Genomic DNA, 26,187 nt, shown 5'->3' on the forward strand with positions numbered 1-26,187 from the left:
TGATTTGTTTGACAAGACTTTATTTCTGTAGTCTTTTAATCGTAAACAAAAAAGAAAGCCTTGAAGACTTTAAAAATCTTCAAGGCTTAAAAAATCATGCCTCAGCAGGTGCTTCAGGCGGCGTAGTAGGCTGTTCCCCCTCCTGCCCTGTCACCTCCAGCAGCTCTTCATTCTCAATCTTGGTAATGGATGAAATCTCATCCCCATTACGTAAACTGATCAGTCGAACACCCTGCGTATTTCGTCCCATTACCCGTAGATCGGCTACGGCAAAACGAATCGCAATTCCTGAGCGGTTAATGATCATTAAATCGTCATTATCAGTCACTTGTTTAATAGCCACCAGCTTACCGGTTTTATCGGTTACTTTCAGCGTAGTAACGCCTTTGGCACCCCGGTTCGTCAGGCGATAATCTTCAATGTCGGAACGTTTTCCGTAGCCCTGTTCCGATACAACGAGTAACTGAGCCGTCGCGGGATCCACCACACAAACCATTCCAATCACTTTTTCATCATCTGCCAATTCAACACCCTTGACACCCGTGGCAGTCCGGCCCATCGGACGAACTTTACCTTCGTTAAAACGAACCGCACGACCTGCATCTACGGCAATGATAATTTCGTTGTTACCATTCGTCAGAGCTACGTCCAGCAGGCGATCACCTTCATTGATATTTACGGCAATGATCCCATTCTGACGCGGACGCGAGTAAGCTTCCAGCGAAGTTTTCTTCACCGTTCCCTGTTCCGTACACATCACAATGAAGTTATTGTTTACGTAATCAGGGTCCGTCAGCGTCTTCACGTTAATCACGGCACGAATGTGATCACCGGATTCGATGTTCAGCAAGTTTTGAATCGGACGACCTTTTGCCGTCTTATTTCCTTCAGGAACGTTGAATACCCGTAACCAGAAGCATTTACCCGTATCCGTAAAGAACAACAGGTAATTGTGCATAGTGGCCGTAAAGAGGTGTTCGGTGAAATCGTCATCTTTCGTTTTCACTCCTCTCGCTCCTACGCCGCCGCGGCTTTGGGTGCGGTATTCAGCCAATGGCGTCCGTTTGATGTATCCTTGTGAAGAAACGGTAATCAGCATTTCTTCATCGGCAATCATATCTTCAATCGATAACTCGTCGTCCGCGTGAGAAATCTGCGTCCGCCGATCGTCACCGTAACGGGCTTTTAATTCCGCTAAATCATCCTTAATGATTTGATACTGACGTTCGGTACGAGCCAGGATATCTTCCAGATCAGCAATGAGTTTCATTAACTCATTGTATTCTTCCATGATTTTATCCCGCTCCAGACCCGTCAGACGTTGCAGACGCATTTCCAGAATCGCTTTCGCCTGAGCTTCACTCAGAATCAGTTCGGAACCTTCTTCGTTTTTGAAGGTATCGACGATCTGTAACGAACGATTCGGGTTTTCCAGAAACTTCTTGCGTTGATCTGGCGTCATGAACGAACCATTCATCAAACCAGCCTTCGCCACTTCCGGGTCTCGTGAGCCACGAATCAGAGCTATCACGGCATCGAGGTGATCCAGAGCGACCAGCAAGCCTTCCAGAATGTGAGCCCGTTTGCGGGCTTCGCGTAAGTCATACCGCGTCCGACGCACAATTACATCCAGACGGTGCTCAACGTAATAGCGAATCATGTCCTTCAGATTCAGCGTCATCGGGCGACCTTTAACCAGGGCCACGTTGTTTACGCTGAATGCCGTTTGAAGGGGCGTATGTTTATACAGGTTATTCAGGACCACATTAGGAACGGCATCGCGTTTGAGTTCGATAACCAAACGAATACCTTCCCGGTTGGAGCTTTCATCCCGAATAGCGGAGATGCCTTCGAGTTTCTTGTCTTCAACCAGTTCAGCAATTTTCTCCTGAAGTGTCGCCTTATTCACCTGATAAGGCATGTCGGTAATAACGATCTGGTCCTTACCCGTTTTAGTCTGCTCGAATGTAGCATTCGCCCGTACCACCACGCGACCACGACCCGTTTCAAAGGCATTCTTGATACCCGTCAAACCGTAGATCGTCCCGCCCGTGGGGAAATCAGGACCTTTGATATGCTGCATTAACTCAGGAATCGTAATGTCCGCATTATCCAGATACGCGGCAATACCATCCACTACCTCCGTCAGGTTATGAGGAGCCATGTTGGTGGCCATACCCACCGCAATACCCGCCGAACCGTTCAGCAACAAGTTGGGTAATTTTGCGGGCATAACCGTTGGCTCCTTCAGCGAATCATCGAAGTTGTTCTGAAAATCAACGGTTTCTTTACCTAAATCGGCCAGTAATTCTTCAGCAATACGCTTCAGACGAGCCTCCGTGTAACGCATGGCTGCGGGAGAATCGCCGTCAATCGAACCAAAGTTACCCTGACCGTCCACTAAGGGGTAACGCAGGGACCAGTCCTGGGCCATACGTACCATGGTATCATAAACGGAAGAATCACCGTGGGGGTGATACTTACCTAACACTTCTCCAACGATACGGGCTGACTTCTTATATCCGCGGTTGTAGTTAACGCCCAACTCGTCCATTCCAAACAAAACCCGACGGTGAACGGGCTTCAGACCGTCACGCACATCAGGCAAGGCACGCGATACGATAACCGACATCGAATAGTCGATGTAGGCTCCACGCATTTCGTCCTCAATGTTAATGGGAATGATATTTCCAGAGTTACTATTGTCTTCGGGCAGATGGTCTTCTGTAGTTTCAGCCATTTTAAATCAATTGCAGAATTTCCCGATTTACGAGGGAATCATTATTATTAGAAGTACCAAAAATACTGATTTTTTACCGTTTTTTCAAAGATTTTCCCAAGAAAAGGACACCTAACTTTGCCAACGGATTATTGGATTTTGCGGTTACTCCCTACGAACGGAACAGAAAAGCACTCATACTCAGTCAGCCAGAAATTCATTCGGCTTTTGACGTGAATAGGAGTGCTTTAACGGGGCTTTAGACCTTACCCGTACGGCTTTATACTTTTTCCCAGGGTAATAGCTTTTTGAATTTTTTCCTGGTCTTCGGATCTTTGTTATCCCGGTAGAGCGATTTTTCTTCGGCCTCTCCCCTACGATTTTTCATTTTCCAGGCAAACCCATGCGTAGGACTGGAAAAGATAGAGCTTCCCCGATAAATTCTTCCTTCGTGACGATGTTCCATTTTGACGTGACAGCTTTTCATGGGACACTTCGGAGCCCAGCAGGAACTCATCAGTACAGTAAGAATCAGGCTAAAAGCCAGCGTAAGTATTGATTTCATAAAGTAAACAGACTGTTTTATGGAAACGATCATTCGGACTTTATCAGTGCATGAACGATTATTTATCAATGAATTGGTTATTGATTCCCTGTTGCATGACTTGCCGGGCTACTTTTGAGCCCAGCTTATACGCCCGTTGAAAACGTTTATTCCTATGGCTCACTCCCACGCTCACGATCATTCCCATGCTCCTGCCGAAGTAAATCGTGCTTTTGTCATTGGCATCATTCTCAATACCACCTTTGTTATCGTTGAAGCCGCCGCTGGTTTTTATACCGATTCGCTGGCCTTACTCACCGACGCCGGACATAACCTAAGTGATGTAGCCAGCTTATTACTGGCCATGCTTGCGTTTCGTCTCGCCAAATCCAAACCGACCGAACGTTTTACCTATGGATATCAGAAAAGCACCGTTCTGGTTTCTCTGGCCAATGCTGTGTTATTACTCGTAGTCATGGGTGGCATTGGGTATGAGGCCTTCAACCGATTATGGTCCGCTCACGTTGTGGCAGGAGACACCATAGCCTTGGTCGCTGGTATCGGTATTGGAATTAACGCATTTACAGCGTTATTATTCTTTCGACAGAAAGAGCACGATCTCAATGTCAAAGGGGCTTATCTCCACCTGCTGGCCGATGCCTTGGTATCCGCAGCGGTAGTGGCAGCAGGCATCGCTATGCCGCTAACGGGCTGGTACTGGCTTGATCCTGTTCTCGGGATCATCGTCGCCCTGGTAGTGGTCTGGAGCACCTGGTCTTTGCTTCGGGATAGTCTAATTCTGTCGCTCGACGGCGTTCCAGCCACTTTATCTACGCAATCCATCAAAGAGCAGATTCTTCAATACCCTTCCGTCCTTGACGTGCATCACATTCACATTTGGGCGATGAGTACCACAGAAAACGCATTAACCGCCCATTTGGTTATTCCTTCGCATTTGAGTTCTGCCGAAATCTTTAAGCTAAAGCATGAGATCCGCCATACCCTCGAACACCTCTCCATACAGCATGCCACCCTGGAAACGGAAACGCCAGACGACCCCTGCCTGGATACACACCACCATTAATACAGCAAAAAGTCGATGGCAAATCTGAAGCAAGTGCCCTTGCCCGGACTGCTTTCCACCTGTATTTGGCTTTTGTATTGCAACAGAATCAAGCGTACAATGGATAAGCCCAGGCCCGAACCCTGGTACAGTCGGCTGGTTTCAGGGGTGGCCTGGGTAAATTCTTCGAAAAGATGGTCCAGAAACTCGGGGGGCATACCAATGCCGGTATCTGCTACTTCAAACTGAGTCGTTACCCATTTTTCCGTAATCTGCGTAGCAAAAACACGTAAGGATACCTGACCTTTCTCCGTGAATTTTATGGCATTTGAAATCAGGTTGTTCAGTACCTGCACCAGTCGTCCCGGATCTCCGTAGATGGTTTGAGGAATACTGCCGTCCACCTTCAGATTCAACTCAATGGCTTTACCCCGGGCTGAAGGCTGATAGGCATCAATCACCCGATGCACCACTTTCTTTAAATCGAAAGGAATTTTTTCCAGCACGACTTTTCCGGCTTCCAGTTTACTATAAGCCAAAATATCGTCGAGTAGCGTATGAAGCGTCTGAGATGAAAACTGTAGAATATCGACCAGTTCTTTCGATTCTTCATTCAAATCTTCCATCAATAACAGATCACAGGCACCAATGATGGGATTCAAAGAGTTTCGGATTTCGTGACTCATGGTCGATAAAAAACGGGCTTTGTCTTCCCTGGCCAACTCCGCCTGGCTTTTGGCCAGTTGCAGGCTTTTATTAAGTTCGGCCAACTCATTTCTGGCTTTGATATTTTCCAGACTGGAACGCCGAAGTTCGAACAGCCATACCACCTGAGCCGCCAGATCCTGTAGAGCTTCCACTTGAAACTGGCTCAATTGTTTGGGTCTCTGATCGAACACACATAAGGTTCCGATGGCCTGACCTCTGGGGGAAACCAGCGGCACGCCGGCGTAGAACCGCACGTGAGGGTCTCCCGTAACAAAAGGGCTATTTGAAAAGCGGACATCCAATACCGAATCTTCCACAATCAACGGGTGCGAAGGTTCCTGTATGGTATAATTACAGAATGCTATTTCTCTGGGAATTTCGTCGATATCAACGCCTATTTTAGACTTTAACCATTGCCGATTTTGATCAATTAAGGTCACTAAACTGATAGGCGTATCGCAAATAGCAGAAGCCAGTCGGGTAATGGCATCATAAGCAATCTCGGGTGGAGTGTCTAAAATCTGATACTCATTTAAATCCTTCAAACGCGATTGTTCACTCAAAATCATAGCTTTATAACGTATTTCAACGAGCGTAAATACTTATTTAATTAAATACTCATTTACTTAATAACTGAATAACTGCAATCGTTATACTCCATTACTTATTTACGTAAATAGGTATTTAATGAAAAGCCACCCCTATTTAAACATTTAAGTAATTACTCATGCAAGTAAACTAAATCTATAGTTCCGGTTTGGTTTAAACCGCTCGATAACTCTGCTACTTTTCTACACTGAGCTACCTCCACACTTGAGCCTGAAAAGTTCTGGTTATCGCATGAACGCTGGAGCATTTGAAAAATACGATCCAGCTCTTTTCTTCAAACCTAATTTATTTTTATAGGGTTTAACTCACATGGTTGTTTTGGGGAGTTCATTTACCAAAACCTCCTGTTAACTGATTCGGGCTAGTAACCTTTTTCTCCTTTCAGAAACTTGATAGCGGTGTGAAGGCCGATTTCTCATTACGGCACACCTATCAAACAAAACGCCTAAAGATAATCAGATTTTAACACTACGTGATTCTTAAAAAAATCGATCACCATGAACGAAGTGCTACAAAATTATAAACGTATAGTATAAATAGTTATCTAAATAGTGATATAAAATAAATCTTTAAAAATAATCTTTTCGCTGATTTGCATCTTCTCTAATATTTATGAACTTTTGGTAAGATCTTTTTATAGTCCCCAGCATCCTATTTTATCCACTTCGGTGATGATAAGATAAATAAAACCTTGTTCTTTAGCACCGGTCTCCGTGTTTACAAATGAAGATACTTTTTTATGAAACTTTCCGCCAGAAAGGTTGCCTCGGTGTTGCTTGTCACCGCCGTTTCACATTATACGTTTGCCCAAAATGACACACGTACATTTTTTAATCATTCCGTCGCCTTCACGGTAGAACGTAGCATCAAGAGCGGCTACAAAGTCAACCAGGATTATAGTTACGTAGTTACTACACATCAGGTAGAACTCGAAAGGGCGGTCACACGTAATTCAGACGAGCAGGTTTCTTTGCATTTTCTGGTCATCCCTCAATACAATACAACTGATTTTCACGACTGGGAGTTCAAGGAAAACCGTTCGAGTTGGGAAGCAGGAATTAACGCCGGACTTAAGATTCGCGTATATCCTGGTAAGGACCATCACCGCGTGTTTTTATTTGCTTCCATCAGCAGCGGACCCCATTACATTGATCGGGCCCCTGTTCGACAAAACAATGGCTTTATCTTTAATAATAACTTTCGTTTCGGCTTTCACTTCCCCATTGCAGGGGCCTTAGGAATGGAAATAAAAGCCGGACTAAGGCATATGTCTAATTTAGGCCTTTTCCCGCCCAACCACGGCCTGGATAATGTGATGATAGGCGGTAACCTCAACTATGCCTTCTAGAGAAGAATGGATTACGATCTTATGTCCTTTCCTGGGGAGTTATGCAAAAAATCCCCCAAACAAAAAAGCACTTAACCAGGTAGTTAAGTGCTTTTAAGAGCCCCCTATCGGGATCGAACCAATGACCTACTGATTACAAGTCAGTTGCTCTACCAGCTGAGCTAAGGAGGCTTATGTTGCTTGCGGGTGTTTCATTTCCCTCAAACGTTCCGCAAAACTAGTATTTTTACGACCCTTTGTCAAGACCGTCTTTTATTTTTTTTGAAGATATTTTCTAATAATCTGGTTATCAAAACGGTTTTTAACAAAAATACCCATCTGAGTAAGATGGGCATTTTTGTTACTAATGAAAGTTAATCTTCGGCTTCCCGAACGACACGCAGCTGATGTTGTAGTTGTTCCAGATCTTTACGAGAACGTTCGATCCGTTTTTCGAAGTCAAGACGGATTTTCTCCGCGTTTTTAGAATTCGCGAAGAATGCCAGGTTGTTTTCCATTTGAGCAATTTCGTCTTCCAGCGTGCGAATCTTGCGACGAATGTCGTTTTCCTTTCCACGCAGATCTACCTGACCGCCACGACCGCGTTCCTGCTTCACTAATTCTACCTCGCTTTCCAGCACTAATTGCTCTTTTTCGTGAGCACTTAGTTTACCCATCGCTGCTACGTAGCTATTAATAGCCTTGATGTAGCGTTGCTGAATGGGCTGAATTTCTTTGCGTGGCACAAATCCGATGGCTGCCCACTGGGTTTTGAATGCGTTCAGTCGATCCACATCGGTATCTCCCGACTTCGCCTCCTGTTCAATCTGATCGCAAAGGGCTTTTTTCTGAGCCAGGTTTGCTTCAAATTCTTTCTCGATACCGGCGTTTTTATCTCGCTTGCGTTCAAAGAAGGCATCGCAGGCTTTCTTGAAACGATCAAAGATCTTATCCCGCATTTTCTCGGGAACGTGACCAATGGATTTCCAGCGGCGTTGCAGTTCGATAACCGTTTGCGTGGTCTCTGCCGAGTCCTGTCCGCTTTCCAGCAAAGCCTCCACCTGTTCGCAAAGGGCCGTTTTCTGACGGAGATTCTCATCCCGCTTGGCTTCCAGCTGACGGAAGAATTCACCTTTGTTACGGAAGAACGTTTTAATGTCTCCCCAGAACTTCTGGCTCATTTCCCGACCTTTATCACGAGGCATGGGACCTTTTACCGCATTCCATTGATCCTGAATCGCCAGAATAGCCTTCGTTTTATCGTTCCACTCATTAATGGAATTCGACTGAAAGGTCGTGAATGTGGCTACCAGTGAAGCAATGTCTTCTTTTAATTTATAGATTTCCTCCGACTGCGTTTTCAAAGCTTCGTTTTGTTCCCGCTTTTTGCTGTAAAGCGTGTCCAGGGTAGCTTTGAATCTCCGCCAGAGTTCTTCGTTTACTTCTTTGGGAGCTGGGCCAATGTGTTTGAATTCTTCAAACAACTCGTTGGCATCATCAAGCATTTTTCCGCTCACTTCTTCTCCAGCCTGAACCGCCGCCGCAGTTTTCTCTACTCGCTCGATCAGTTCGATTTTAGCCTGCATATTCCGCTTGCGATCCAGCTCTTTCAATTCGAAATAAATATTCCGATTGTTGAAATAACGGTCTACCAGAGCATGATACGTCTGCCAAAGCGTGTTGTTATGAGCCGAAGATACATTGCCCGCTGATTTCCAGTCGGTCTGAATTTGCTTGAACGTATCCCAGCTTTTCTCGCCAGCTCCGCTTTTTTCTTCGTTTTCTACGAGCTCACGAAGTTTATTCAGCAATTCCGTCTTTTTCGTGAAGTTATCTTCACGGGCTTTCTCCGCCTGTTGGAAATGACGAACGCGTTCCCCGCGAATCTGACCGTATAACTGGTCGAATTTTTGAGTCAGTGCATCGGCTTTGTACGCAAACCCCTCTTCATCGCCACCTTCCTCAATAAAACGTTGCAGAGCTTCCTGACGTTCACCCGCTTTGATATGCTCGAAAACGGGCTTGGTTTCTTTCAGAATTGCGTCGGTAGCTTTCAGATCGGCAGTTCCTTCTTTTACAGCAATGAGCGTGGTCTCCAGTAACGTTACCAGATCCTGTTTAGACCATTGCGTATAATCAGTGTGCGTGTGGTCACTGGCCTCGACTTCATCCGCCGACGAATCAACCACTGATTCATCAGATTCGGAAGTGGGCAGTGAAGGATCCGCCACTTCAGGTGCAGCCTCAGCGACCACTTCTGGCGTGGATTCCCATTCGGTCGTCACCGATGGTTGTGCCGGTGCTACCTCTTCCGACACGGGAGTTCCCTCAGCAGAAGTCTCTGCTGATTCAGCCGGTGTCGTTGGTTGATCTTCAGTGCCAGCGTGTGATGTCGTTTCCTGTGTAGGCAGCCCTTGCGGTGCGTTCTGTCCTGCTGTCGAATCCGTCGATTGCTCTTCAGGGGTCAGTTGGTTGTCGTCAATCATTTTGAAATCCTTTACCCATTGAATTGGAATGGCAAAAATAGAATAAATTCGGCACGCACTGTACCACTTCGTAGATTCCGCTGCAATTGAATCCGTTTTTTAAATGAAATTTAGAAAAACATGCTCGTAATCACGACTTAGTCCTTTCTTTTGTCCATGTTAAATTTGTATGAAAGCCATGCCATCATCACCTATGCTTGATTTATCCGCTCTCCGGGAAAACTATACCAAAGGCAATCTGGATGTCTCTTCGGTCTTCTCGAACCCCATAGATCAGTTTCGCATCTGGTTTCAGGAAGCAACCGTTTCTCAAGTGCCCGAACCCAACGCCATGCACCTGGCAACGGTCTCGGCCTCAGGCCAGCCTTCCGGTCGTATTGTGTTATTAAAAACCGTGGACGAACAGGGATTCGTGTGGTATACGAACTACGAAAGCAAAAAAGGCCATGAGCTAGCCGACCATCCACAGGCAGCCCTGACGTTTTTCTGGGTGGAACTGGAACGCCAGGTTAGAATTGAAGGAAAAGTGGAAAAAGTTACCGAGGAAGACTCGGACGCCTACTTCGCCGTCAGACCCAGAAGCAGCCAGATTGGAGCTTGGTCATCCCCCCAAAGTCAGGTTATTACGAACCGTGAAACGCTGGAAGAAAACGAAAAGCGTTTTCAGGAGCAATTCATGAATCAGCCTGTCCCTCGACCCGCTCACTGGGGTGGGTATCGACTCATTCCTCAACGCATGGAGTTCTGGCAGGGCCGCCCTTCCCGTTTACACGATCGGCTGTTGTACACATTTACGGATAACCAATGGCAAATTGAGCGATTAGCTCCTTAATAATTTGAGAAGAGCTGAAGGTTTCAGGGGTGATTTATAGATAGTAAATCAAGCCTGAAACCTTCTATTTAAAGGATTCATAAATCTGAATCATTTGTCGAGCGGTTCGCTCCCAGGTAAAATCCTGAGCAATCTGTTTCGCTTCTTCCACTAATCGGCTACTCCGGGCCTGATCCGTATAAAGCGTAAGAATCGATTCTGCTAATAGAGATACATCCGTTGGCTCAATACACGTGACGGACTGCCCAGCAATTTCGTGCATAACGGGTAAGTCAGAGGTGATTACGGGTACCCCCACGGCCATGGCTTCCAGCAACGGATTTATAAAACTTTCCCGGGTAGAAGGATAAATAAAAACCTTTGCTCCCAGATATAGTCCGGGTAAATCGCTCTGCTTCACCGTTTCCAGAATACGAATACGGTTCCGCAATTCAGATTTATGTATGTGAGCCAGGCTATTTTCTACAAAAGCATTTGAAACGTTAGTAATCACCAGGCATAGTTGATCCGCTCGCTCTGCTACTCTGGCAAAAGCCTCAATTACCCGCTGGGTATTTTTTCGGGCCTCGGAGCTTCCGAAATGCAATACGTACTGATCTGGCAGGGAATAACGCTTCTGTACCGCAACCTGATTCGCTTCATGGGCCTGATGATACGCCTCGCTTACACCGTTATACACTACCTGCACCCGATTTGCCTGCACTTTCGGAAAACGATTCAGAATTCGCTGTTTTTCTTCCTCGGAAACGGTAATCACTAACTCTGCCTGATCGACCACCCGGGGAACAATCCAGCGACGGTATCGATTACTCAATTGCTGATACCGCGTTTCCGCTTTTGTCCGGTCGTGCGTATCCATAAAGTTAATGTGGTGCAGATTTAGCACCAGAGGCACCTCACGGCGTACCGGGGCCGTATTAGCCGTACTGTGCAAGACGTGAATTTTAAAGCGACGCATGTACCGGGGTAACTGCACCTGTTCCCAGTGAAGGTAATTATAACCCGGAATTTCGATGACGTGAAAATTGGAGGCTTCCTGCATACTGCTCCGATCTTCGCCGGGACGGGCAAAAATAAAGTATTCATTTCGCTGATCGAGCTTTTGCAAGGCTTGGATCAGGTTAATGGCTACGTAATCAGAGCTGTGTCTTTGGGGATCAAAAATGCGTTGAGCTTCAATTCCAATTTTCATAGATTCGTTACTGAATCGTCAGTAACCTCATTAAATGCTTCCGGCTGAATGATCTTCAAAACTAATGATTCTTAACAGGAATTAATTATTATTTTTATATGTTATTACATATAATGTATTAACATTATAATTCAATAGTGTGAAATCAGAAGATCATCCTTCGTTTATCATCTATTAACATGGATTTACAGGCACTAAAAAAAATAACAGATACTTACAAACAGACGCACGAAATGCCCGTCCTGTTTGTGGGACATGGTTCGCCCATGAACGGCATTGAAGATAACACCTTCAGCCAATCCTGGCGGGAACTGGGTAAACAGTTACCTCAGCCCGTTGCGGTGCTGGTCTTGGGGTGATCCATGGCGGTTACGCGGGGTACCCACGTAACCGCCATGGATCACCCCAAGACCATCCATGATTTTCGCGGTTTTCCTCAGGAGTTGCATGAAGTTGAATATCCCGTTCCCGGAAGTTTGTCCGTTGCGTTAGAAACCAGACAGCTTATTACCAGTACCGACGTTGGTTTAGATCACGACTGGGGGCTGGATCACGGTTCCTGGACGGTGATTCGCCATATGTATCCCGAAGCGAATATTCCGGTTTTACAGTTGAGCATTGACTATAATAAACCCGCATCCTATCATTATGCCTTAGCAAAAGAACTGGCGGCTCTTCGTAAAAAGGGGGTATTAATTATGGGAAGTGGCAACATGGTTCATAACCTGCGGATGATTGCCTGGGAACACATGCATAAACCCGAATATGGGTATGACTGGACACTGTCCATGAACGAGGCGTTCAAGAAAAACATTCTGGAACACACACACCAGAACCTCATTCATTACGAGAAGCTGGGACCAGCGGCTTCCCTCGCCATTCCAACGCCCGATCATTATTACCCGCTGCTGTATACCCTGGGTTTACAAAGCGAGAAAGATCAGGTACAGTTTTTCAATGATAAGGCCGTAGGTGGCTCTTTAACCATGACTTCGGTTGTATTTTCAAGATAAGTAAATACGTAAAACAGTGTTTACTTATTCTAGTAATTACTGTTTTACGTATTTACTCAAAAAAAAGTCCTCATTTTCAGAATCATAGAAAATGAGGACTTTTTTTTACAGTAATGCGAAGAGATCTTTCGTTCCGATTTGTCGGTAATTGGTGAATCCTTCTCCGAATTCAGCACCGATCTGATGGCCCGCTTCCCGCCAGCGTGATACCAGAAAATCGAAGAACTCTTTACTGGAAATATACGAGGCCGGTTCGGTGTTCTCGGGATCGTAGAACTGACTGCGATAGGCTTTCACACTTTCGAGTTTCTTCTCCCAAAACTCTGAAATGTCAACAACCACATCGGGCTTGATGTAACGATCCTGGATGTAATGAAACACCTGTTTGGGTCGCCAGGGTAACTGCGGGGTGCCATCTGGCTCGAAGGTTTCGATGCGACGGAGGCCACTCAGGAAGTTAGCCGATTCCGCCAGAGCAGCCCCTTTTCCGTGGTCCGGGTGACGATCATCAATGGCATTGGCAATTAATAAATCCGGCTGGTAGCGACGAATCACTTCTACGACCTTCAACTGATGGGCTTCATCGTTTACAAAAAAGCCATCCCGGAAGCCCAGGTTTTCGCGAGCCGAGAGACCCAGAATTTCGGCAGCGTTGGCAGCTTCCTGAAGACGTAACTCCGGCGTTCCTCTGGTTCCTAATTCTCCACGGGTAAAATCTACAATTCCTACTTTCTTCCCCTGAGCAACTGCGGCAGCCATGGTACCTCCGCAGGACATCTCCGCGTCATCGGGATGAGCAGCCAGAACCAGTATGTCTAATTTCATTAGCGTATGCGTAATTTTTGTCCAATTTGTAATCGGCTTGTGCGTAATCCATTTAACTCTTTAATCCGGCCAATGGATATACCCGAACGACGTGATATTTCATCCAAAGTATCCCCTTTCCGTACGGTATACCAATCGGTTTCCCGGTATTCTACTTCTTCTTCCGCTTCGTCAGCATCTCCTTCCGGCTCGTTCTTGGTTTCTTCAAACTTACGCCCGGTCACGTAAGCAAACACTTTAGGCGTGAGGATGTACTGGCTAAAGCGTATCACATTCTCAGGAAAGGCAAAAATCTCCAGTGGGTTAAAGGGATGACCTTCGTACCGCAACTCGAAATGAAGGTGTGGCCCACTACTTCGGCCCGTGCTTCCACCTAACCCAATCAGTTCGCCCGCTTTTACCTGCTGTTTGGGCTTCACCAATTGTTTGGATAAATGCCCATAAACCGTTTCCAGCCCATTGTAATGCCGGACGACGATGTAACGACCAAATCCCCGGCCTTCGAAGCTTACCACCCGAACCTGGCCATCAAAAGCGGCCCGAACCTGATCGCCTGTATTTAGATTCAAATCCACGCCTTTGTGCCAGCGAATTTTCCGCCAGCCGAAAATCGACGTAGGTTGTCCCTTCTCAAGCGGTGCCGACCAATACTGCTGACGAGTGGTGTCATAGAGTTGAATGTTAATTGACTCGTCAAAGTTCCGTATGTCGTAGCCATAGGGATTTACATGGTGCTCGTCCCACACTCTAAAGTGCTCACTTACTTTTGCCCAGGTGTCAGAATTATAAGGACGAATTTCCTGAAAAGTTTCTACAATAAACTGATCCGTTTCCAGCTGAGACGCATGCATGGTATCAACCGCACTGCGTACGAACGGATTAGGTAACTTCAAGGGCTCAAATTGCTCGTAGGACCGTAAGAGTAATACGGGATCTTCTTCCAACGTCGATTTTTTCGTTACCGGCTTGGGAGGAATCTTACTTTTGATGGTGGGGGTATTCTTAAAAACACCCCGTTCCTGAGCCAGGGCGGGCGTTGTAGCGAAGTAAGTAGCTAGAAAGAAAACGGCGGTACATAAATAGTGGGAATAAGACATGAATACCAGGTAACAAATAAGGAGGCAGGCTGTGCCTGTCTCTTACTAATAATTGAGCCAATAAGAACGGATTTACGAAGGCTGGGTTTAATGAGGAAGCAAATAAAACGAGTAACCACCGCAGACGATGCAGCCTGCGGTGGTTAGCGTATACTCATTCCTTATTTTACCCGGAGTTTTTTACCAATACTCAGGTTACTGTTACGCAACCCATTCAGACGTTTCAGTTGGGTAATGGTGATGCCGGAACGGTGAGCGATTTCGGATAAGGTGTCTCCTTTCCGAACGCGATACCATCGAATCTGACGGTGCTGTTTCGATTTCTCCCCCGTGTTATATTCATACTGAACGCGGTTACTTCCGCCGCCCCGCAGGTGGTCCCACACCTTGGAAGTGAGCAGGTAATGATCGGATTTGATTACGTTTTCGGGGAATTTATAAATCTCCAGCGGATTAAAGGGATTACCCTCGTAGCGGACTTCGTAGTGCAAGTGCGGTCCCGTACTCCGGCCCGTGCTTCCTCCCAAACCAATTTTTTCCCCGGCTTTAACGAACTGCCCTGATTGAACCAATTGAGCTGATAAGTGGCCATATAACGTTTCTAAACCGTTATAATGTCGGATAACGACATAACGACCGTACCCGCCTCCATCAAAACTGACCACCCTAACCTGACCATCAAAAGCAGCAAACACATCCTCTCCGGTATCCAGATCAAGATCAGCTCCCGTATGCCAGCGGCCCCAACGACGGCCAAACTGGGAAGTTAACACGCCTTTTTGGAGCGGTGCCGACCAGAGTTGGCTTTTGGCCTCATCATATAGGAGTAGATCGATAGGTTCGTCGAAATCCAGTGGATTGATGTTATAGGGATCAATGGTATTGGGATCCCAGATGGAGAAGTAGCGGTGGGTTGTTACCCAAACCCCGGAAGAATCATCATAGACCTGATCTTCGGTTTCCGTCGGAATTTTCTCCGTTTTATCGTCTACCCGCGTGGTGTCCATATTACTGGTCACGGGGTTTACGGCTTTCTTGGGTTCAAACTGTTCCGAAAAGCGAAGACTCGGCGTAGCTTCCTGCTGAAGCTCAAACTCATTCACTTTTTTCTTATCTGTCGACTTAGGCTTAATACTGGGGGCCTTTTTAAACAGACCTTTTTCCTGTTGAGCAAAGCTTTCCGTGGTGGCGAACACGCAGATGCTACAGAAAAAAAGAGCGGTTACTAATTTCATCATGTGTTTCAGTACACCTAAAAAGTATCCATTCAGACGTATTGAATGGATCGATATGTCTATCCCAAAAAGAAGCGGAGCTTTTCAGGAGGGTTTGGCTCCGAAAGCCCCGCTTCTATTCCGTTAGAGTACGGTAAGGGAGTTATGTTCAATTAATTTTCCAAAATTTCTGGAGTAATGACCACTGGGGCTTCCATTTCAGCCAGCCAGCGTTCAGCGTCCAGAGCAGCCATACATCCCGTACCTGCTGCCGTGATCGCCTGACGGTATACATTATCCTGAGCATCACCACAGGCAAATACGCCTGCTACATTCGTTCTGCTACTACCGGGAACGGTTTTAATGTATCCTGTAGTATCCATGGTGATATAATCCTTGAAAATATCGGTGTTAGGCTTGTGTCCAATCGCTACGAAGAAGCCCGTTACGCATAAATCCTGCGTTTCTCCCGTAATTACGTTTTTCACCCGAGCCCCTGTTAATCCCGTTTCATCACCTAATAACTCTTCCGTTTCGGTGTTCCACAGGATTTCGAGGTTAGGTAATGATTTTACGCGGGTCTGCATGATCTGCGAAGCACGTAACTCATCCCGACGCACCAGCAGGTATACCTTCTTGCATAATTTGGCCAGATAGCTTGCCTCTTCAGCAGCGGTATCACCCCCTCCGACAACCACTACTTCCTGACCCCGATAGAAGAACCCATCACAAACGGCACAGGCCGAAACGCCGCGACCATTGTAGATATCTTCACCGGCTAAACCCAGCCATTTGGCAGACGCTCCCGTAGAGATGATGATGGCATCAGCACAGATTTCGTGCGTTTCATCAATCCATACTTTCTTGGAGGTTGGGTCCGAGAAATCAACTTTGGTAGCTAAGCCGTAACGGATTTCCGTGCCGAAACGACGAGCCTGTTTCTCCAGATCCTGCATCATTTCAGGACCCGTTACTCCTTCGGGGTAGCCAGGAAAGTTATCGACTTCCGTAGTAGTAGTCAACTGACCACCGGGTTGAGGACCTGTATATAAAACGGGATTAAGTCCCGCACGTGAGGCGTAGATAGCGGCTGTGTACCCCGCAGGGCCTGAGCCGATAATTAGGCAATGGATATGTTCTGCTGACATAAAAAATGGGAAATGATACTTCCTTTGCAACAACGTTGCTAACACAAAAATTGCCAATTCATGCCGGAAAGGCAAGATTTTTTTGAGACTTACTGAAAATCAGAGTGTAGCATTGGGAGTTTTGCGTTTGGGATTTAGAGTTTTGTCAGAAATCTCCCCTACTTAAATGCCTTTATCTGAGTATCGGCCCTAAACTACATCTCGGAATAATTCCCTAGTTATTGACAGCCCGAGGAAAATTTTGAACCAGTATTAACTCAAAACACTAAACCCTCCACTCCCAACGCTAAAGTATTTTCACCTCAATCCGCCGATTGAGTGCCCGGCTTTCTTCGTCGGTGTTGGAGACTACGGGTTGCGTTTCTCCGTAGCCTACGGCTTTGATACGGTGGGCGGAGATCCCCTGACTGGTCAGGTAATCCGTTACGGAACGGGCCCGTTTCAGGGATAACTCTTTGTTATTTTTGTCTTCTCCTACGTCATCGGTATGGCCTGAGATTTCGATAGAGACGGACGGATTTTCGTTCAGCAGTTTTACGAGCTTCTCCAGCTCTGCCTGTGACTTTTCCTTGATCTCCCATTTACCCGAATCGAAAAAGACATTTTTGAGGATTTCGTGCTGATCTTTTCGGATGGCTTCCAGAGCGATATCCAACACTTTATCGGCACTAGTTCCCGAAAAATCAAAGGAAAGACTCTTATACAGGTACCCCGGCCGATTCACAAAGACGGCGTATTCGTTTCCTGAGGTTAAAACCACAGCATATTCCCCCGTGCGGTTATCGCTGCGGAGAACGGCTTCTTTTTCTTTGGTTTTCAGATTTATCACTTCTAGAGCCGCTACCAAAGGTTTCTTGGTAGTTGCATCGACGATGAATCCCTTGAGCACATGAGCCCGCTTGAAACGGGAGGCCAACGTTTCAGGAACATCCAGCTCCCATAAACGCGACTGCCGATGATCCGTCTCGATGCGATCCTCCTGCGAATAATAGCCCTTCCGACCATCGGCTGTGATGTAAAGAGCCACCTGATCTTCATGATTGTTCAGCGGATACCCCAGATTTTCGGGTTTTGAAAAAGTTTTCCCGTCAAATTCGGTTAACCAGAGATCAAATCCCCCCAGGCCCGTGTATCCATCGGAAGCAAAAAACAGCGATGTACCATTGGCATGCAGGAAGGGAGACACTTCATCTTCGGTGGTATTAATAGCCGGCCCGGCATTAACCGAAGGCATCCAGCGGCCGAGTGAATCCTTTTTACTCATCCAGATATCTCGCTTGCCTAGGCCCCCGGGACGATCGGAAACGAAGAAGATGACCCGTCCATCGGGCGATAAGGTAGGTTGAGACTCCCAGGCAGCGGAGTTAATCTGCGGCCCCAGGTTTTCAGGTTCCGTCCATTGATCGCCATTTCGATAGGTAATGTATAAATCACAATTCCCATATCCCCGACGCAGGCGACTCTGGCAAACGGTAAAGACTAGCGTCCGGCCATCCGCTGAAATGCTGGAAGTTCCTTCGTTTTCATCGGTATTAATCATCCCGGAAACCGCCCTGGGCTTCGTCCAGCCGAGTTCTTCGGTATACGAAGAAATGTAGAGATTTTCATCCCCATTGGGTTGTTCAATTCCGGTAAAGAAAAGGTGTTGCCGATCGGCAGTTAAGACCGGAAAATACTGAGAATCAAAAGCATTAATAACGTCGGGAAGCTTTTTGACTTGTACGGTAAGCGGGTGTTTGACTGCCTCCTGAGAGAAGCGGCAGACATCCAGCATTCGCTGAGCACGCTTCAGACTTATTTTCAGAATCGGACTCGGCTTGGTAATGGATTTCTGAACCTCCAGGTATTTCTCCAGCAATGGAGCTGCCTGAGCGTAGTTCCCGGTTTTCAGGTAATAAGCCCCTAGCCATAAAAAGGCAGGCTGCACTTCCGGCGAGTCAGGCTTGAGCGTAACGGCTTTCTGGTAATACTTCGCCGATTCTTCCAGATTCCGGTCATATTCGAAAAGCTGAGCCAGTCTGAAATAAGCCTCGCCATAATTTTCGTCCCGCTCGACGGCCTTCTGAAATTCCTTGCGAGCCGCCCCCATATCCCGATTAGCCAAGGCCTTTTGCCCTTTCTCGTAAGCATCCCGTGCTCTTTTGTCCTGAGCAAATGAAGTTTGGTACCCCAGTGTGAACAGGGCCAGCACTGCGGCTGCTTTGAAACATCTTCGGGCCTGCATGGGCTCCGTAAAAAAATTCCGAACTAAGGTACCTTTTTCAAACATACGGCTTAGGGTATATTCATGTATTTATGCGTTTGTAACGAAACCCGCCACTTCGGATTGTCTTTTACGTACGCAATGATTTGGGGAAGCATCATTTCGTGCCTGCTCCATTCCGGCTGTAACAGAAGCTGACAGTCAGTCTGTAACTTCGCTGCGTGTTCTTCCGCAAACTCAAAATCGGACTTATTATAGATAATTACCTTCAATTCATTCGCTTTCGAATAAATGTCTGGATGCGGCTCCTTGAATTTCTTGGGTGAAAAACAAACCCAGTCCCAACTTCCCGACACCGCATATACGCCGGAGGTTTCAATATTGGTCTGAAAACCGACTTGCTGTAAGGCCGCTGTCAAATCCGTTAAATCGTGCATTAAGGGCTCTCCACCCGTAATCACCGCCAATCGTCCTGGATGCTGAAGGGCTCCTTTCACTATGGCTTCAATCGTAAATTGAGGATGCAGGCTGGCATCCCAGCTTTCCTTCACATCACACCAGTGACAGCCTACCTCACAGCCACCCAGGCGAATGAAGTAAGCGGCTTTTCCGTTATGATATCCCTCGCCCTGAAGCGTATAAAAGGATTCCATCACAGGTAATTGAACAGGCTGGGGAGCAATAAGCACTTCTGACATATCTCGTTATAATCTTTTCACAAAGATAATTCAACGGCAATTGCATCCGGTAAAGTTCCAGAGCTTTAGCTGACACTTTGTTGTTTTTTGCGTTGCCAGAACAACACATACGAGCTTAAAAATACCAGTAACCCGCCCGCTAATGTAAACAGCGTTCGCTCCACGCCAACCTGAAACGTGTTCGTCGATTGTCGGCCAATCAACAGAATAATATAAATCGTCAGGAAAATACAGGCTATTGGATAATTATGCTTGACAATCAGCAGAAAGGTAAACATACAGAGGATGAGTAAAGGCATCCCTAGTAGCGGATCCGGGTGAAGGGCCAATAGGAAGCTCCCGATGATGCTCCCGATAAAGGTGCCCAGCACTCTCCCACCTACTCGCTTGAGCGTATCCAGATGGTTATCCTGTAGCACGATTACTACCGTTAAGGGAATCCAGTACGCGTGCAGTGAATGCGTGTAATTCACAATCCAGACACTTAATATCAACAGAAACATCAGCCGAAAGGTGTAACGCCAGAGATCAGGCTTTACCGAAGAAATGAGCGTCAGATCGACCGGGTTGGCCCGAGGGCGTTTCCGGGCCCGGCGACTTTTCAGTCGCATGACGGGAGACTTTTTATCAAAAGCCTGAGGGTATACAAACCAGAGAAACGCTTGCAAGCCGATGCCCAGAATTCCACTGAATAAGACCGCCAGTAATGCTTTTTCATCCGCCTTCGTCGCCAGGGTTACGAAATACAAGGCCGATGCGGGGGCATTGATACTCCTCCAGTCCTCTGGAAAGAAATGTCTCCAGTACGTCAAAGCTACGGATAATAAGAGCACCCCGAAGACGACATTGATGGTATGAAAAGAGCTGAAGATTCCCCAGGCCGTCGTCCCGATCAAAATGAGCAAAACGTAAGCCAGCATTTGCAGACGCTCCCTGTACGAACCCTTAGCCCGGACGCTCATGAGGCATTGCATCACCATCACCATGAATCCGGCGAAGGGACCAAAGTAAGAAATCTGAGCTAATACCAGCCCTACAAATACCCCAAGTGTGGGTAAGGCAGCTCCTTCCAGATCGCTTCGGGTAAAGTTTTTCAATAACTTAATTTGAGGTCTATGTAGTAAATTCATTCTTTCCATATGCGATTAATGCACTAACAATCAGACACTAGTAAATACTCAATTACTTAAATGATCTTTATAGTAAATCAGTATTTGATTATTTCAGTAATTACTCATCACCTATTTTTATTGAAAACCGATAACTTGTCGAGTCTAATTTTTTTTCCTTCTTTTCATGCGTAAATTCTTATTCCCAGTCTTTTTTCTGGCGAGCCTGATTTGTTCGGCTCAGAAACAGGTGTATCTGTTTTCTTACTTCACGGATAACGGTCAGGACGGTTTACATTATGCCTCCAGTACCGATGGTCTTCACTGGTCGGCCCTGCGTCAGGGAGCTTCTTACCTCAGCCCTGAAGTAGGCAAAGACAAGCTCATGCGGGACCCTTGTATCATTCGGGGAGCTGATGGTCAATTCCACATGGTCTGGACGTCCGGCTGGCACGATCAGATTATTGGCTATAGTTCTTCCAAAGATTTAAAAAACTGGTCACCTCAACAAGCTATTCCGGTCATGGAGCATGAACCCACCGCTAAGAACAGTTGGGCCCCCGAAGTCTTCTACGACGATCAGCAAAAGCAGTACCTCATCTTCTGGGCTACAACCATTCCGGGAAGACATGCGGACATAGCCGATTCTGAACACGAAAAAGGACTAAACCACCGCATCTATTACGTCACGACCAAAGACTTCAAAAAATTCAGCAAGACGAAGCTATTCTTTAATCCCAGCTTCAGTGCCATTGACGCAAGCTTGCTGAAAAAAGGAAAATGGTATTACATGTTCGTGAAAAACGAGAATCCGAAACCAGCGGAAAAAAACATACGGATTACCAAGTCAAGGAAAGCGGAAGGGCCTTATCCCGTTGAGGTTTCGGCTCCAATTACGGGTAAGTACTGGGCAGAAGGCCCAACGGCGGTAGAAATTGGCGATTACGTCTACGTGTATTTCGACAAATACATCGACCATACCTACGGTGCCCTCCGTTCGAAGGACATGGAACACTGGGAAGATGTATCTGACCAGGTAGAATTTCCCAAAGGCATTCGTCACGGAACAGTCTTGACGATTACTGAAGCTGAATTTAATGCGATCAAGTAATTAAAGATTGCCTAAAGTCACTACTTGCCTACCGCTTTTTGCTAGTAGTAATGAATTGACCGATTTCCAGCTTATGCTGCCAGCGAAAAAGCTGGCCGGGCCACGCTGGAAGCGACGAAGAAATAAGTACTACCTCTCGTGGGGGATACTTTTGGACTGCCGCTGCCAGCTTTTTTGCTGGCAGCATGAGCTGGGAGGGAGCGAGTCATTGCTGCCAGCAAAAAAAGCTGGCAGCGGTGGAGAAATGACCGATGGTGTATGCTTCGTAATTTCTCGCTTCTTAAAAATGTATTAGCCTTTCCATTCTCAATCGGTGAAAGCTTCAGAAGCTATGTTTTTTAAGATCAAGTAATCTTACCGCCGCTGGCAACATTGATTTAGTGCTAATTCAGACTTACTTCTTGGCATGAGTCCGTCAATAGCAATAGTACGAACTGATTATTCATACAAAAAAGCAATTGAACACTGTCTAAAATCACTCCATACCTACCGCTACCAGCTTTTTTCGCTGGTAGCAGTGGAGAAATAACTCAAGCAGGCTCTTAGAAAAATACAAAATCCCCGAAGCAATTTCGGGGATTTTTTGTTAGGTTGTGTATGTTTCTGACCGAAGAACTATTGAACCATCAGGCTATAGATTATTAATCCCAATCCGCAGAAAAACCGGGAAGATTACCTCTTGTCGCGTATCCACATCCCAAAGCGGACTGATTTGCTTGATTAACTCCGGCACGGGGTCTTCGCCTTCGTTGGCTTCCTTATATCCCTGCACACTCGACCAGGAGCTGAAATAGCCCGCCAGATCTTCCAGCGTCCAGTCTTTTACCATCTCAAAATCCGGAGCCTGAATTTCTCGGTAAGGAAAGGAAATCCGGCTGTACTTCTCTTTTATATGATGCCGCTCGGGTGCCCAATAAGGCCCGACAACATTTTCATAAAATTCCAGAATCAGGGGATCAATGTCTGGGGAGATTTCTAAGAGCTCGTACCCCCATACCGCAATGACACCTTCGGGTTTCAGTACCCGTTTGGCTTCCTGGTGAAAGGCTTCAAAATCGAACCAGTGAAAAGCCTGAGCCACGGTTATTAAATCAAAGTAATCATTCGGGAAGGGCGTCTCTTCAGCCCGACTGATTTCATAGTGAACCTTCTGAGCCGGGGTAGCCTGACTCAGTTGTCTTTCACTAATATCTGTCGCATTGACCTGCTCGAAATATTCGGCCAGTTTAACGGCCACTTGTCCGTTACCCGTAGCACAATCCCATGCCTTTTCCTTCGTGGGAACCTGCTGTAAAATGAAGTCATATAACTCCTGTGGATACGTAGGCCGGTACTTGGCGTAGGCTTCTGATTGCTGGGAAAACAAATCTTTCATAACATCAAGGTGGTTTAAGGCACTGATTAACTGTTCTTTACAAATGTGTATTTACTTAAATAATTCTTTATTGAAATAAGTAATTGATAATTTCCGTAAATCATTATTTAATCATAACCTCTTTTACTTGAATCACTATTTACTTATTTAATGAAATACACACTTAAACAAATACTCATTTCATTACAAGTTCTTGCTTGCGAAATAGACTTACTTTTATGTATAAAAAATTCCCGCCACGGAAAAACCGGACGGGAACTTTCAACGAGATTCCTAATGTATTTTACCGGATTTCCTGAGCCTGCGTAACTGCAATGGCCACCATATTTACGATCTCCCGAACGGAACTACCCAACTGCAATACGTGCACGGGTTTCTTCAATCCTAAAAGAACAGGGCCGATGTATTCCAGATCCCCTACTTCTTTCAGTAAGTTATAGGCAATGTTAGCGGCGGACAGGTTAGGGAAAATTAACACATTGGCTCCCTCTTCCGCTAAATCAGAGAAAGGATACTGTTGCTTCACCAGATCGGTATTAAAGGCCAGGTGAGCCTGCATTTCGCCTTCTACTACCCAATCGGGATGCTTTCCACGGAGGATGGCTGTAGCTTTCCGCATTTTTTCAGCATCTTCACCGTCAGCCGTACCGAAGTTAGAATAGGTTAACAGAGCGATTCTGGGTTTAACACCCATGCTTTCCACTGAATTCGCCGTTAATTCCGTGATTTCAACGAGTTCTTCAACCGTCGGATTGAAGTTAACCGTCGTATCAGAAAGGAATAAGGGGCCTTTTTTCGTTAACAGGATGTACATACCGCACACCTTACTAATGCCTTCCCGGCGACCAATGATCTGCAAGGAAGGACGAATGGTATCGGGGTAGTTACGCGTCAGACCCGAGATCAGACAGTCGGCCTTGCCCGTCTCTACCATCATCGCACCGAAATACGTCCGACGAAGCATAAATTGCTGGGCATCAGCGGGACTAATTCCCCGGCGTTTGCGTTTTTCGTAGAAAGCCGAAGCAAATTCATCCGCCAGCGATTTGGCCTCCTCCGAACGAGGATCAATGATCTGAATGCCTTCCAGTTCCAGACGGTCTTCCTTGATGAGCTGGCGAATTTTAGTCTGGTTACCCAATAAAATAGGCTCGCAAATGCCTTCGTCCCATACTTGCTGAACAGCTTTCAATACCGCCTGACTTTCGGCATCGGCAAAAACTACTTTCTTAGGATCTTTTTTCGCCTTGTTGACGATGGCACGGGTCAATTGGTTATCCTGACCTAAGCGTTTCGCTAATACCTGCTCGTAAGCTTCCCAGTCTTCAATGGGCTGGGTTGCTAAGCCTGACTCCATCGCTGCTTTCGCTACTGCGGGAGCTACTTTGGTTAATAAACGAGGGTCCATCGGCTTGGGAATGATATAATTCCGGCCAAAAGACAGGTTTTTCTCGTTGTAAGCAATCGTTACAATATCGGGGACGGGTTCTTTAGTTAATTCGGCAAGAGCATACGTAGCGGCCATTTTCATGGCTTCATTAATGCCCGTGGCCCGCACGTCGAGAGCTCCCCGGAAGATATACGGGAAACCTAAGACGTTATTAACCTGATTGGGGTAATCACTACGTCCCGTCGCCATAATAATGTCAGGACGAGCCGCGGTAGCGTCTTCGTAAGAGATTTCAGGCGAAGGGTTAGCCATGGCAAAAACGATGGGGTTATCCCCCATGCTCCGCACCATATCCTGCGAAAGGACATTGGCCGCACTTAATCCAATGAAAACGTCGGCACCTTTGACCGCGTCTACCATAGAAATGGATTTCTCTACGGCAAATTCACGCTGAATATCAAAGATGTTATCGCGTTCCAGACAGATCGTACCGTCTTTATCGAACATCGTGATGTTTTCCTTACGGGCTCCCAGATTCACGTACATTTTTGTACAGGAAATGGCCGCCGCTCCGGCTCCACTAATCACGAATCTTACTTCGCTGATTTTCTTTCCAACGATTTCCAGAGCGTTTAACAGAGCAGCACCGGAGATAATCGCCGTTCCGTGCTGGTCATCGTGCATGACGGGAATCTTCAGTTCCTTCCGCAGACGATCTTCAATTTCGAAACACTCGGGAGCCTTAATATCTTCGAGGTTCACACCGCCGAAGGTCGGTTCAAGGATTTTTACCGTCCGAACAAATTCATCGACGTTTTTTGTATTCAGCTCAATATCAAAGACGTCGATATCTGAATAAATCTTGAAAAGTACGCCTTTCCCTTCCATAACGGGCTTACCCGCCTCTGGACCAATATCTCCCAGTCCCAGTACAGCCGTACCGTTGGAGATGACCGCTACGAGGTTACCCTTGGCGGTGTATGTATATACGTCTTCAGGATTTTGAGCAATAGCGAGACAGGGTTCTGCAACACCGGGCGAATAAGCTAGTGAGAGGTCGCGTTGAGTGGCTGTTTCTTTCGTAGTAACCACTTCGATCTTTCCAGGACGGCCTTTGGAGTGGTAATCCAAAGCATCCTGACGGCGAAGATTTTTTTTCTCTTCCATGCATGCGTTAGTTTTTAGAAGCACGTCTTCCAATCCCTGGAAAACGCTTCAGAAGTACGATAGGCCACTAAGGTAGTGCATTTAGGCCGAGGCTGGTGTCAAAATTTAGCATTCTTTATTGCCTCCAGAAGCCCCTAATGAATCGTTTCATTCTCCTCTTCCAAAAGATTCTGATCTTTCAATTTACCATTTCACAACAAATCCAAACATCCTTCGGTCAGGTTTGAAAGAAACGTTCTAATATTTTGAGTACGGTGCAATCATCTTTTCCGCTCACTACCTAACAAAGAAGGCCTCCCCGAACCGAGGAAGCCTTTCCCATAAAAGCCATGAAAAAGTAAAGGCAAAAAAAATGTG

Annotated in this window: 19 protein-coding genes, 1 tRNA gene and 1 pseudogene; 5 read left to right on the forward strand and 16 right to left on the reverse strand. The window is 46.4% G+C overall.

The window, feature by feature from the left end:
* Positions 1 to 94: 94 nt before the first annotated feature.
* Together gyrA and QE357_RS11265 are read right to left on the reverse strand one after the other, a co-directional pair.
* A complete protein-coding gene (gene gyrA / locus QE357_RS11260) occupies positions 95 to 2,740 on the reverse strand; it encodes a DNA gyrase subunit A (RefSeq protein WP_106634743.1) in 2,646 nt (881 codons plus the stop codon).
* Positions 2,741 to 2,999: 259 nt separating this feature from the next.
* Positions 3,000 to 3,284, reverse strand: a complete 285-nt coding sequence (locus tag QE357_RS11265) for a hypothetical protein (RefSeq protein WP_307143111.1) — start codon at positions 3,282 to 3,284, stop codon at positions 3,000 to 3,002.
* Positions 3,285 to 3,438: 154 nt separating this feature from the next.
* Between QE357_RS11265 and QE357_RS11270 the strand changes: the two genes are divergently transcribed.
* A complete protein-coding gene (locus QE357_RS11270) occupies positions 3,439 to 4,347 on the forward strand; it encodes a cation diffusion facilitator family transporter (protein ID WP_309707478.1) in 909 nt (302 codons plus the stop codon).
* Here QE357_RS11270 and QE357_RS11275 read toward each other — a convergent pair.
* Entirely contained in the window at positions 4,344 to 5,603 is a 1,260-nt protein-coding gene (locus QE357_RS11275) for a GAF domain-containing sensor histidine kinase (protein WP_106634740.1), read from the reverse strand. The genes QE357_RS11270 and QE357_RS11275 overlap by 4 nt on opposite strands.
* A 779-nt stretch (positions 5,604 to 6,382) precedes the next feature.
* Between QE357_RS11275 and QE357_RS11280 the strand changes: the two genes are divergently transcribed.
* Positions 6,383 to 6,991 carry an acyloxyacyl hydrolase gene (locus QE357_RS11280; protein ID WP_309707481.1) on the forward strand — a complete coding sequence of 203 codons (609 nt, stop codon included), beginning with the start codon at positions 6,383 to 6,385 and terminating at the stop codon, positions 6,989 to 6,991.
* A 98-nt stretch (positions 6,992 to 7,089) separates the two neighbouring features.
* Here QE357_RS11280 and QE357_RS11285 read toward each other — a convergent pair.
* Both QE357_RS11285 and QE357_RS11290 read right to left on the reverse strand, forming a co-directional pair.
* Positions 7,090 to 7,162, reverse strand: a tRNA-Thr gene (locus QE357_RS11285).
* A 182-nt stretch (positions 7,163 to 7,344) separates the two neighbouring features.
* Entirely contained in the window at positions 7,345 to 9,456 is a 2,112-nt protein-coding gene (locus QE357_RS11290) for a DUF349 domain-containing protein (protein WP_309707483.1), read from the reverse strand.
* Positions 9,457 to 9,634: 178 nt separating this feature from the next.
* On the opposite strand from QE357_RS11290, the gene pdxH reads away from it, so the two are divergent.
* Complete coding sequence (gene pdxH, locus QE357_RS11295) at positions 9,635 to 10,288, forward strand: pyridoxamine 5'-phosphate oxidase (RefSeq protein WP_309707485.1); 654 nt, start codon at positions 9,635 to 9,637, stop codon at positions 10,286 to 10,288.
* A 64-nt stretch (positions 10,289 to 10,352) separates the two neighbouring features.
* Here pdxH and QE357_RS11300 read toward each other — a convergent pair whose 3' ends face one another.
* Positions 10,353 to 11,480, reverse strand: coding sequence for a glycosyltransferase family 1 protein (locus QE357_RS11300; RefSeq protein ID WP_307143117.1), 1,128 nt, complete (start codon positions 11,478 to 11,480; stop codon positions 10,353 to 10,355).
* Between the two features lie 179 nt (positions 11,481 to 11,659).
* Here QE357_RS11300 and ygiD point away from each other — a divergent pair.
* Positions 11,660 to 12,493 (forward strand): annotated as a pseudogene (gene ygiD, locus QE357_RS11305) (4,5-DOPA dioxygenase extradiol).
* Positions 12,494 to 12,598: 105 nt separating this feature from the next.
* Here ygiD and bshB1 read toward each other — a convergent pair.
* The 7 genes from bshB1 to QE357_RS11340 form a co-directional block, all read right to left on the reverse strand.
* The gene (bshB1, locus tag QE357_RS11310; RefSeq protein WP_307143119.1) at positions 12,599 to 13,318 is read right to left on the reverse strand and encodes a bacillithiol biosynthesis deacetylase BshB1; all 720 of its coding nucleotides are present in this window, start codon (positions 13,316 to 13,318) and stop codon (positions 12,599 to 12,601) included.
* Entirely contained in the window at positions 13,318 to 14,415 is a 1,098-nt protein-coding gene (locus tag QE357_RS11315; RefSeq protein WP_309707488.1) for a peptidoglycan DD-metalloendopeptidase family protein, read from the reverse strand. The genes bshB1 and QE357_RS11315 overlap by 1 nt, the downstream gene beginning before the upstream one ends.
* Positions 14,416 to 14,576: 161 nt before the next feature.
* Complete coding sequence (locus QE357_RS11320; RefSeq protein ID WP_106634732.1) at positions 14,577 to 15,653, reverse strand: peptidoglycan DD-metalloendopeptidase family protein; 1,077 nt, start codon at positions 15,651 to 15,653, stop codon at positions 14,577 to 14,579.
* Between the two features lie 149 nt (positions 15,654 to 15,802).
* On the reverse strand, positions 15,803 to 16,777 hold the full coding sequence (gene trxB / locus QE357_RS11325) for a thioredoxin-disulfide reductase (protein WP_106634731.1): 975 nt from the start codon (positions 16,775 to 16,777) through the stop codon (positions 15,803 to 15,805).
* A 286-nt stretch (positions 16,778 to 17,063) separates the two neighbouring features.
* Positions 17,064 to 19,046 carry an OmpA family protein gene (locus QE357_RS11330; RefSeq protein ID WP_309707492.1) on the reverse strand — a complete coding sequence of 661 codons (1,983 nt, stop codon included), beginning with the start codon at positions 19,044 to 19,046 and terminating at the stop codon, positions 17,064 to 17,066.
* A 5-nt stretch (positions 19,047 to 19,051) separates the two neighbouring features.
* On the reverse strand, positions 19,052 to 19,678 hold the full coding sequence (locus tag QE357_RS11335; protein ID WP_232793521.1) for a 7-carboxy-7-deazaguanine synthase QueE: 627 nt from the start codon (positions 19,676 to 19,678) through the stop codon (positions 19,052 to 19,054).
* A 65-nt stretch (positions 19,679 to 19,743) separates the two neighbouring features.
* Complete coding sequence (locus QE357_RS11340) at positions 19,744 to 20,808, reverse strand: FUSC family protein (protein ID WP_307143124.1); 1,065 nt, start codon at positions 20,806 to 20,808, stop codon at positions 19,744 to 19,746.
* Between the two features lie 166 nt (positions 20,809 to 20,974).
* Between QE357_RS11340 and QE357_RS11345 the strand changes: the two genes are divergently transcribed.
* Positions 20,975 to 21,898 carry a glycoside hydrolase family 43 protein gene (locus tag QE357_RS11345; RefSeq protein WP_309707495.1) on the forward strand — a complete coding sequence of 308 codons (924 nt, stop codon included), beginning with the start codon at positions 20,975 to 20,977 and terminating at the stop codon, positions 21,896 to 21,898.
* 71 nt (positions 21,899 to 21,969) lie between these two features.
* On the opposite strand, the gene QE357_RS11350 is transcribed toward QE357_RS11345, so the two are convergent.
* The 3 genes from QE357_RS11350 to QE357_RS11360 form a co-directional block, all read right to left on the reverse strand.
* The gene (locus QE357_RS11350) at positions 21,970 to 22,107 is read right to left on the reverse strand and encodes a hypothetical protein (RefSeq protein ID WP_157830157.1); all 138 of its coding nucleotides are present in this window, start codon (positions 22,105 to 22,107) and stop codon (positions 21,970 to 21,972) included.
* Between the two features lie 422 nt (positions 22,108 to 22,529).
* Entirely contained in the window at positions 22,530 to 23,273 is a 744-nt protein-coding gene (locus tag QE357_RS11355; protein ID WP_307143126.1) for a class I SAM-dependent methyltransferase, read from the reverse strand.
* Positions 23,274 to 23,556: 283 nt separating this feature from the next.
* Positions 23,557 to 25,830 carry an NADP-dependent malic enzyme gene (locus QE357_RS11360; RefSeq protein WP_307143127.1) on the reverse strand — a complete coding sequence of 758 codons (2,274 nt, stop codon included), beginning with the start codon at positions 25,828 to 25,830 and terminating at the stop codon, positions 23,557 to 23,559.
* Positions 25,831 to 26,187 lie beyond the last annotated feature (357 nt).

The sequence above is a fragment of the Siphonobacter sp. SORGH_AS_0500 genome, assembly GCF_031453245.1.
Classification (GTDB): Bacteria; Bacteroidota; Bacteroidia; order Cytophagales; family Spirosomataceae; genus Siphonobacter.

Bases quoted from the DNA above. Each gene is read 5' to 3' on its own strand.
- bshB1 (WP_307143119.1), bottom strand. From the start codon at position 13,318: ATGAAATTAGACATACTGGTTCTGGCTGCTCATCCCGATGACGCGGAG.
- QE357_RS11360 (WP_307143127.1), bottom strand. From the start codon at position 25,830: ATGGAAGAGAAAAAAAATCTTCGCCGTCAGGATGCTTTGGATTACCAC.
- gyrA (WP_106634743.1), bottom strand. From the start codon at position 2,740: ATGGCTGAAACTACAGAAGACCATCTGCCCGAAGACAATAGTAACTCT.
- QE357_RS11330 (WP_309707492.1), bottom strand. From the start codon at position 19,046: ATGTTTGAAAAAGGTACCTTAGTTCGGAATTTTTTTACGGAGCCCATG.
- QE357_RS11315 (WP_309707488.1), bottom strand. From the start codon at position 14,415: ATGTCTTATTCCCACTATTTATGTACCGCCGTTTTCTTTCTAGCTACT.
- QE357_RS11340 (WP_307143124.1), bottom strand. From the start codon at position 20,808: ATGAATTTACTACATAGACCTCAAATTAAGTTATTGAAAAACTTTACC.
- QE357_RS11300 (WP_307143117.1), bottom strand. From the start codon at position 11,480: ATGAAAATTGGAATTGAAGCTCAACGCATTTTTGATCCCCAAAGACAC.
- QE357_RS11345 (WP_309707495.1), top strand. From the start codon at position 20,975: ATGCGTAAATTCTTATTCCCAGTCTTTTTTCTGGCGAGCCTGATTTGT.
- QE357_RS11290 (WP_309707483.1), bottom strand. From the start codon at position 9,456: ATGATTGACGACAACCAACTGACCCCTGAAGAGCAATCGACGGATTCG.
- QE357_RS11265 (WP_307143111.1), bottom strand. From the start codon at position 3,284: ATGAAATCAATACTTACGCTGGCTTTTAGCCTGATTCTTACTGTACTG.
- QE357_RS11280 (WP_309707481.1), top strand. From the start codon at position 6,383: ATGAAACTTTCCGCCAGAAAGGTTGCCTCGGTGTTGCTTGTCACCGCC.
- pdxH (WP_309707485.1), top strand. From the start codon at position 9,635: ATGCCATCATCACCTATGCTTGATTTATCCGCTCTCCGGGAAAACTAT.
- QE357_RS11320 (WP_106634732.1), bottom strand. From the start codon at position 15,653: ATGATGAAATTAGTAACCGCTCTTTTTTTCTGTAGCATCTGCGTGTTC.
- QE357_RS11350 (WP_157830157.1), bottom strand. From the start codon at position 22,107: ATGACTCGCTCCCTCCCAGCTCATGCTGCCAGCAAAAAAGCTGGCAGC.
- QE357_RS11335 (WP_232793521.1), bottom strand. From the start codon at position 19,678: ATGTCAGAAGTGCTTATTGCTCCCCAGCCTGTTCAATTACCTGTGATG.
- QE357_RS11355 (WP_307143126.1), bottom strand. From the start codon at position 23,273: ATGAAAGATTTGTTTTCCCAGCAATCAGAAGCCTACGCCAAGTACCGG.
- QE357_RS11275 (WP_106634740.1), bottom strand. From the start codon at position 5,603: ATGATTTTGAGTGAACAATCGCGTTTGAAGGATTTAAATGAGTATCAG.
- trxB (WP_106634731.1), bottom strand. From the start codon at position 16,777: ATGTCAGCAGAACATATCCATTGCCTAATTATCGGCTCAGGCCCTGCG.
- QE357_RS11270 (WP_309707478.1), top strand. From the start codon at position 3,439: ATGGCTCACTCCCACGCTCACGATCATTCCCATGCTCCTGCCGAAGTA.